The following is a 7008-nucleotide window of genomic DNA, read 5'->3' on the forward strand; positions in this document are numbered from 1 at the left end:
TGTGAACACCCCTTCGACTCAAACAACAAGGTATCCCTATGACTAATCAACTGTCCCAGCAAACTCCCGTTACTGTCGAGACAGTCGACGATCTCGCTAAATTGGTCAACTACTCATTGATGGACACGCTCAACAGCGATCCTGACGCGACAGCTAATGGCGACGACCACGCGCCGCGACAAGTATTCTCTGGCCACTACGTTCCCGTTAAACCGACGCTGATTGAAAATCCAGAATATGTAGCACACAGCAGCAGCTTATTTGCTGAATTGGGTTTTGCTGACAGCATGGCGCAGTCTGCCGATTTTATGGGCATGTTCTCCGGTGACCTGTCGAACGTTCCAGAGCCAATGAGCAAGGTCGGGTGGGCGTGTGGATATGCATTGTCCATTTTTGGTACCGAATACATCCAACAATGTCCGTTCAGAACGGGTAATGGCTACGGCGATGGTCGAGCTGTTTCTGTGCTTGAGGCTGTGATTAATGATAAACGCTGGGAAATGCAGCTTAAAGGCGGTGGCCGCACGCCATATTGCCGCGGTGCGGATGGTCGCGCTGTGCTGCGATCCAGTGTGCGTGAGTTTCTCGCGCAAGAACACATGCACGCGCTTGGCGTACCAACGTCGCGATCGCTGAGTTTGTATGTATCTAAAACCGAGACTGTGCAGCGGCCTTGGTATTCTGAGGGCTCTAACGCACAAGATCCTGACCAAATGATTAGTGAGGCGGTTGCTATCTCGACACGTGTGGCACCCTCGTTTATTCGGGTTGGCCAACTTGAGCTTTTTGGTCGCCGCGCCCGCACGCAGGAACATCCGCAAGCGATGGCAGAGCTTGAACAACTGATGTTGCATTTAATTGATCGTGAATACGCTGATGTTATCGACCAAAAACTCACTAACGAGCAAAAAGTGCTTTTGCTGGCGCGTGAATTCCGTAGCCGTTTAACTTCATTGATAGCGAACTGGATCCGTGTTGGTTATTGTCAGGGTAACTTTAATAGCGATAACTGTGCCGCTGGTGGCTTTACGCTCGATTACGGCCCGTTCGGATTTTGCGATGTGTTCAATCCACAATATCAACCATGGACGGGTGGCGGACAACATTTTGCATTTTTGAATCAAGGCGTGGCAGCAGAACGTAATTTCTTGATGTTTTGTACAGCACTAAGCCCATTATTGATGTCTACACCAGATTATCTAGAACAGCTCCAGCAGTTGGTCGATGGTTTTGCCACTGAGATGCAAACAAAGATGGAGCAGATGTGGGCGGCCAAGCTTGGGCTTAACACTTTTGATGCGGGGTTATTTAATGAGCTTGAAACGCTGATGCTGCAAACCCCAGTGGATTACACTCTGTTTTTCCGAGAGCTTTCGTCGTTGCCTGATGATATTGGTTCACTGACTAAAAGCTTCTATCGAGACTTAGCGCAAGGGCCAAAAGGGTTGGAGCAACGCTGGTCTGCTTGGTTAGTACAGTGGCAAACACTATTAGGCACCGAGGGCAATAGCACTATGCTTATTGCAGACGCACAGTCACGTAACCGTGATGATATTATTGCGCAGATGCAACGAGTTAACCCTAAATATACTTTACGCGAGTGGTTGTTGGTGCCTGCTTATCAGCAAGCCAGTGTTGGCAATTATGCACTCGTTCGAGAATTGCAGAAGGTGATGACCCAGCCATATGCAGAGCAGTCTCAAGAAATTGAAGACAAATACTATCGACTCAAGGCATCTGAGTTCTTTGGGGTAGGTGGATGCTCGCATTTAAGCTGCTCGTCGTAATGTTGAGATAATCTATCAGCTTTGATTGGTGTCATGCTTTATGTCACCTGCGTCAGGATGGTTTTCTCAACGTATCTGACGATTAGGCTGGTATATTATCATTAGCCTAAAGTGGCTAAATGTTTATTTTTAGCCATAAACGGCTAAATCAGCCTGTGTGCTATCAATGCTCTTAGTCGTTATTAGCCAAAAATGGCTAAGCTTGCATTATTAGCCATTTTTGGCTAAATTGGTCTAAATCTGCAAACAAAGGAGCGTTATGTGGAGCCTACCAATAAACCTATAGCCGTGATTGTTGGCGATGTTGTTGACTCAACAAAGCTAACTTCTGCGCAGTTTGAGCAACTACTTAAACGGATCAAATCTATCCAGTCTTGGATTAGCGAGGGGCATAGCGAAAATGCGCACAGTATTGAGCGCGGTGATGAGTTTCAGTCTGTCGTGCATGATATTGAAAATGCGTTGAGATATACCGTTATATACCGGATTGGTATTAAGGCGCTTGGTAAAGCATTTGATAGCCGGATTAGTTTTGCAATTGCTGCAAATGCCGATTTACGTGAGTCGGTGTCGGAGTCGATGGGGCAAGCATTTGTGCTGTCTGGCCGCGGACTCAGTGGCCTTAAGAATGACCGATTATTGTTTAGCTCCGATAGCATCGCTCTCACTGAGTATTTTGACTTACTGTTTAAGTACCTTGATAAGCAACTTAACGACTTAACTGCGCGCCAATGTGAAGTAATGTTGCCAATGCTTCGAACCAATGAGGATTTGTCGATTAGTGAGTTAGCTGACATGCTCGATGTGGCTACAGCCACTGTCAGCAAGTCACTTAAAGCGTCTGGTTGGCCGTTGATCCATGAGTTAAATTGTCGGTTTATAAAGAAAGTCGCGGGGCTCAAGTATGTTTGATTTTTTCAGCGTGCTCATTCCATTTTTATTAATTCACACCATCTGTGACTTTTATCTTCAGACCGATCGGTGGGTAGAAGCGAAAAAAGCTCGCACTTACCGTTCACCTGAGTTGTACCTTCACGCGGCTTTACAGGGTGTTGCATTGTTACTGCCTGCAATGGCACTCGGGATTGATTGGCGTTCAACGGTTTGCTTAATCGTTATTGTCGCGGTAAGTCATTTTATTATCGATTTATGGAAGGTCACTACACCAAAGGGAGATAAGTTAGCCTACTTTGTTATTGATCAGGCTTTGCATGTTTCGGTACTGGCTGCGATTGCTTTTCATGTTGCAGATGGCGCATCGATTGATGCAGTGTTACAGCATGAACGTTTCTCTGATGGCGTGTTGGTGGTGTTTGCTTATGTACTCATTCTAAAGCCAACTTCAATTGTGATTGGCGCTGTGTTGAATAAGTATCCCATCGTTAACTCAACAATGGATACTGACACCGACGCCGTTACCGACACAGATGTTATTGCAGATCCTGTTAGTGATAAGACAGCAAATGTGAGCGGCCTTGTTGCGGGTGGCGAGTTGATTGGTTACCTAGAGCGATTATTAATACTGACGTTTATGTTGGTGGGCAGCTATGCCGCAGTGGGTTTTGTATTAGCCGCTAAGTCGATATTCAGATTTGGTGAGTTAAATCAATCAGCCAACCGAAGCATGACTGAGTATGTACTGATTGGCTCACTGATCTCTGTGGTCATCACAACCTTAATTGGGGCGCTAGTCTCATTGGGTGTAGGTATAAAATTTAAGTGAAATAACCATAAAAAAAGGCCTCTATATCAATAGAGGCCCAATAATCTTATTCAGATTTAAAGTGATACCTTTAATCAGCCGCTATCCCCATTCCCATAGCAGATAGAGGCTGAGTAAAGTCACCAAGCATTGAGTAGACATTTGATTGCGACTCAAAGCCATCAACCAAACAACGCCAAAGTATGTACCAAAAATCGATAACGTCAGTTAGATATAAGTTATTAAACGGGGGATGTTTCCGACGTTATCCATCACATGAGTGTGCTTAACCTCAACCATTCTGACAATATAAAAACACCAAACTGCGACACAATGTCGCAGGCTACTGACTTGAATTAATGAACAATGTTAACTACTGGTTACCACACATCGAGGTATACCATGGTGTTGCACTTATTCATTGCTGATTCATCTGTGAGCATCGGTTTTTGTCGTTATTGATGTGAGCTTTTGGTGCTGATGAAAGCGTATTCAGATCAAAAGTGAAAAAGTCTGCCGCGATATTTGCTTAATTAGCACTACATTTTATAAGGGTACAGGCATACATTGATAACTCGATAATGAGTCGTTAGCCATTGCTGAGTTGATTTTAAACTCACTCAGATGATGTGTAATAACGCGCCTGGGGATAATACCAACTTATGAAAATAGCACTATTTATACCGTGTCTAGTGAATCAAATGATGCCAGAAGTGGCCATTGCAACACTGACATTATTAGAAAAGTTAGGCCATGAAGTCATTTTTCCTGCTGGGCAAACCTGTTGTGGTCAGCCGATGACAAACTCGGGTTGCTTTGATGAAGCAAAAAACACCACCCTTAAATTACTCAACGCTTTTAAAGGTGTCGATTGTGATGCCATTGTGTGTCCTGCTGCCAGTTGTTTGGTGGCAGCTAAAGAAAACTTCCATGAGTTTGATGGCAGCCAAGAAGCCCAAGAGGTTATTAGTAAGCTTTATGAGTTAACGGAATTTTTGCACGATATTGCCCCGATTAAAGCATTTGCCCGCCCTGTAGCGGCCAAAATAAGCATGCAAATGAGCTGTCATGGTATTCGTATGCTTAATTTAGCGACGCCGACAGAGCAAATGGGTAAACAACGCTTTAATAAAGTGGAAGCGGTATTGGGCAACATTGCCGGGCTCGAGATTGTCTATCCTGCTCGTATTGATGAATGTTGTGGTTTTGGCGGCACGTTTGCCGTTGATGAAGGCGCGGTGTCGGCCAAAATGGGTAAAGATAAAGCCCAAGCTCATGCGGCAACTGGGGCTAAGTATGTCGTGGGGTTTGATCCTTCATGCTTGCTGCATTTAGATGGCATGATCCGTCGTCAAAAATTACCGATTGAAACCCGTCACATTGCCCAAATCATTAATGATGCTTTATAGGAGCCACTATGACCGAACTATATACCGCATCGGGTTCTAAGGTGCATGCCCATAAAGCTGATATTTTTTGTCGCGATGAAACCCGAGTTGATTGGCATTCTAAAGCCCTGTGGGCATTACGTGAAAAACGTGATCGCGCTGCAGGCAGTTTGCCTGAATGGGAACAACTAAGGCTGCTTGGCTCGCAACTCAAACTGCATACTTTGAGCCATTTAGCCCAGTACCTTGAGCAATTTGAACAACAATGCTTGAGTAATGGCATTAAGGTGCATTGGGCTAGCGATGCCCAGCAACACAATGAAATTGTTCATGGGATTTTAGCGAAACATAAGGTTAAAAAACTGGTTAAATCAAAATCGATGTTAACCGAAGAATGCCACATGAACCCGTATTTAGAACGCCACGGTATTGAAGTGGTTGATACCGATTTAGGTGAACGAATTATTCAGCTCGCCAATATGCCACCTTCGCATATTGTGGTGCCCGCTATACACATGAAAAAAGAGGAAGTGGGCGAGTTATTTCATCAACAGTTAGGCACTAAAGCGGGTGAGTCTGATCCGCTGTATTTAACCCGAGCTGCTCGCGCGCATTTAAGAGAGAAATTCCTTACTGCAGATGCTGCCATGACCGGTGTCAATATGGCGATAGCAGACCAAGGTGCGATTGTTGTGTGTACCAACGAAGGTAATGCAGACATGGGCGCTAACTTGCCAAAGTTGCAATTGCACTCAATGGGCATCGATAAAGTGGTTCCTGATATGGATTCTGTTGGGGTGTTGTTGCGTACATTAGCCCGCAATGCCACAGGGCAACCTATTACCACTTATTCATCGTTTTACCGTGGCCCACAAGAGGGCGGCGAGATGCATGTGATCATTGTTGATAATGGTCGCACTGAGATGATGAAAGACAAAATTTTAGCTGAGTCGTTAAAGTGTATTCGTTGCGGCGGCTGTTTAAATACCTGTCCTGTGTATCGCCGTTCAGGTGGTTATAGCTACAACTACACGATTCCTGGTCCTATTGGTATTGCGGTAGGTGCTAAGCATGACGATACCAACTCAATTCCTTGGGCCTGTACGTTATGCGGCAGTTGTACTTATGTGTGCCCAACGATGGTGCCGTTAGATAAAATTATTGCCCATCATCGTCGTTTGAAAGCAGAAGCTAAGAGGTTGCCGTATGGCAAAGGTGGCTATATGCCGTTAGTGGGCCGTTTTATGTCTAATGAAACCTTAATGAATACCTCTATGTCTGCAGCAAGATTAGCACTGCGAGTATTACCGGGGAGTTTACTCAAGCCGTTTAGTGGTGCATGGGGTAAATACCGTGAGTTGCCTGTCGCGCCAGAGTCTAGCTTTGCCAGCTGGTATAATAAGAATCGGAGTCGTTAATATGTCGAATAAACACACTATTTTATCTGCACTAAAGCAATCGGCTTTGGATCAACATGCTATGCCTGCCATGGATGTTGTTGCTAATAATGATGATCTTGTTGGCCAATTTAATGCAAGTTTGAACACAGTAGCAGGCACGCTGCATAGTGAAGGCGGTTTAGCAGCGTTACAACAGGCTGTAGATGAATTGATCCAACAAAATATGCAGGTGATCTCGTTATTGGACGGTATTAAAGGTAATCGCCAAGTGCCTGAGACCGCTCACGATCTGGCTGATATTGATTATGCTGTGATCCCTGGCGATCTTGGTGTGGCCGAAAACGGCGCTATTTGGGTTAATCAACCCAGTCATCGAGTAACGCCTTTTATTTGTGAAAACCTGATATTGGCATTGGCCAAAGACAATATTGTCGCCAACATGCACCAAGCGGTTAAACAAGTGGCACTACAGCCAGGCGAATTAGGATTATTTATTGCGGGTCCGTCTAAAACCGCTGATATTGAGCAAGCATTAGTGGTGGGGGCTCATGGTGCCTGTAGTTTAAATGTGTACTTATACTAGACATTAGTGGCTAGTTATTAGTCGCCATCTGCTAGTTGCCAGTGATGTCATTGACTGAGTGTTTCAGTTGATGGCATTACGTTAACTTATAGCAATATTAATCGAACCACTTAAGTTAGAGTAATCTGCTATTAATCAAAATTTTCAG

General features: G+C 44.8%; 6 protein-coding genes. All 6 read left to right on the forward strand.

All coding sequences use genetic code 11. The features are described from left to right. Nucleotides 1–38: 38 nt before the first annotated feature. The 6 genes from H5181_RS09070 to H5181_RS09095 all read left to right on the forward strand — a co-directional run bounded on the left by H5181_RS09070 (nucleotide 39) and on the right by H5181_RS09095 (nucleotide 6860). Entirely contained in the window at nucleotides 39–1787 is a 1749-nt protein-coding gene (locus tag H5181_RS09070) for a YdiU family protein (protein WP_182750843.1), read from the forward strand. Nucleotides 1788–2048: 261 nt separating this feature from the next. Then, a complete protein-coding gene (locus tag H5181_RS09075) occupies nucleotides 2049–2699 on the forward strand; it encodes a MarR family transcriptional regulator (protein WP_102036580.1) in 651 nt (216 codons plus the stop codon). Next, the gene (locus H5181_RS09080) at nucleotides 2692–3510 is read left to right on the forward strand and encodes a DUF3307 domain-containing protein (RefSeq protein ID WP_182750844.1); all 819 of its coding nucleotides are present in this window, start codon (nucleotides 2692–2694) and stop codon (nucleotides 3508–3510) included. The genes H5181_RS09075 and H5181_RS09080 overlap by 8 nt, the downstream gene beginning before the upstream one ends. A gap of 641 nt (nucleotides 3511–4151) precedes the next feature. Then, the gene (locus H5181_RS09085; RefSeq protein ID WP_059746370.1) at nucleotides 4152–4898 is read left to right on the forward strand and encodes a (Fe-S)-binding protein; all 747 of its coding nucleotides are present in this window, start codon (nucleotides 4152–4154) and stop codon (nucleotides 4896–4898) included. 8 nt (nucleotides 4899–4906) lie between these two features. Then, a complete protein-coding gene (locus tag H5181_RS09090) occupies nucleotides 4907–6295 on the forward strand; it encodes a lactate utilization protein B (RefSeq protein WP_182750845.1) in 1389 nt (462 codons plus the stop codon). Between the two features lies 1 nt (nucleotide 6296). After that, on the forward strand, nucleotides 6297–6860 hold the full coding sequence (locus tag H5181_RS09095; protein WP_011637318.1) for an LUD domain-containing protein: 564 nt from the start codon (nucleotides 6297–6299) through the stop codon (nucleotides 6858–6860). The last annotated feature ends 148 nt before the right edge of the window (nucleotides 6861–7008 follow it).

The sequence above is a fragment of the Shewanella sp. SG44-2 genome, assembly GCF_014164215.1.
GTDB lineage: Bacteria > Pseudomonadota > Gammaproteobacteria > Enterobacterales > Shewanellaceae > Shewanella > Shewanella frigidimarina.

What these genes read in the sequence shown, in the direction of transcription:
- H5181_RS09070 (WP_182750843.1), top strand. Translation starts at nt 39, where the DNA reads ATGACTAATCAACTGTCCCAGCAAACTCCCGTTACTGTCGAGACAGTC.
- H5181_RS09080 (WP_182750844.1), top strand. Translation starts at nt 2,692, where the DNA reads ATGTTTGATTTTTTCAGCGTGCTCATTCCATTTTTATTAATTCACACC.
- H5181_RS09085 (WP_059746370.1), top strand. Translation starts at nt 4,152, where the DNA reads ATGAAAATAGCACTATTTATACCGTGTCTAGTGAATCAAATGATGCCA.
- H5181_RS09090 (WP_182750845.1), top strand. Translation starts at nt 4,907, where the DNA reads ATGACCGAACTATATACCGCATCGGGTTCTAAGGTGCATGCCCATAAA.
- H5181_RS09095 (WP_011637318.1), top strand. Translation starts at nt 6,297, where the DNA reads ATGTCGAATAAACACACTATTTTATCTGCACTAAAGCAATCGGCTTTG.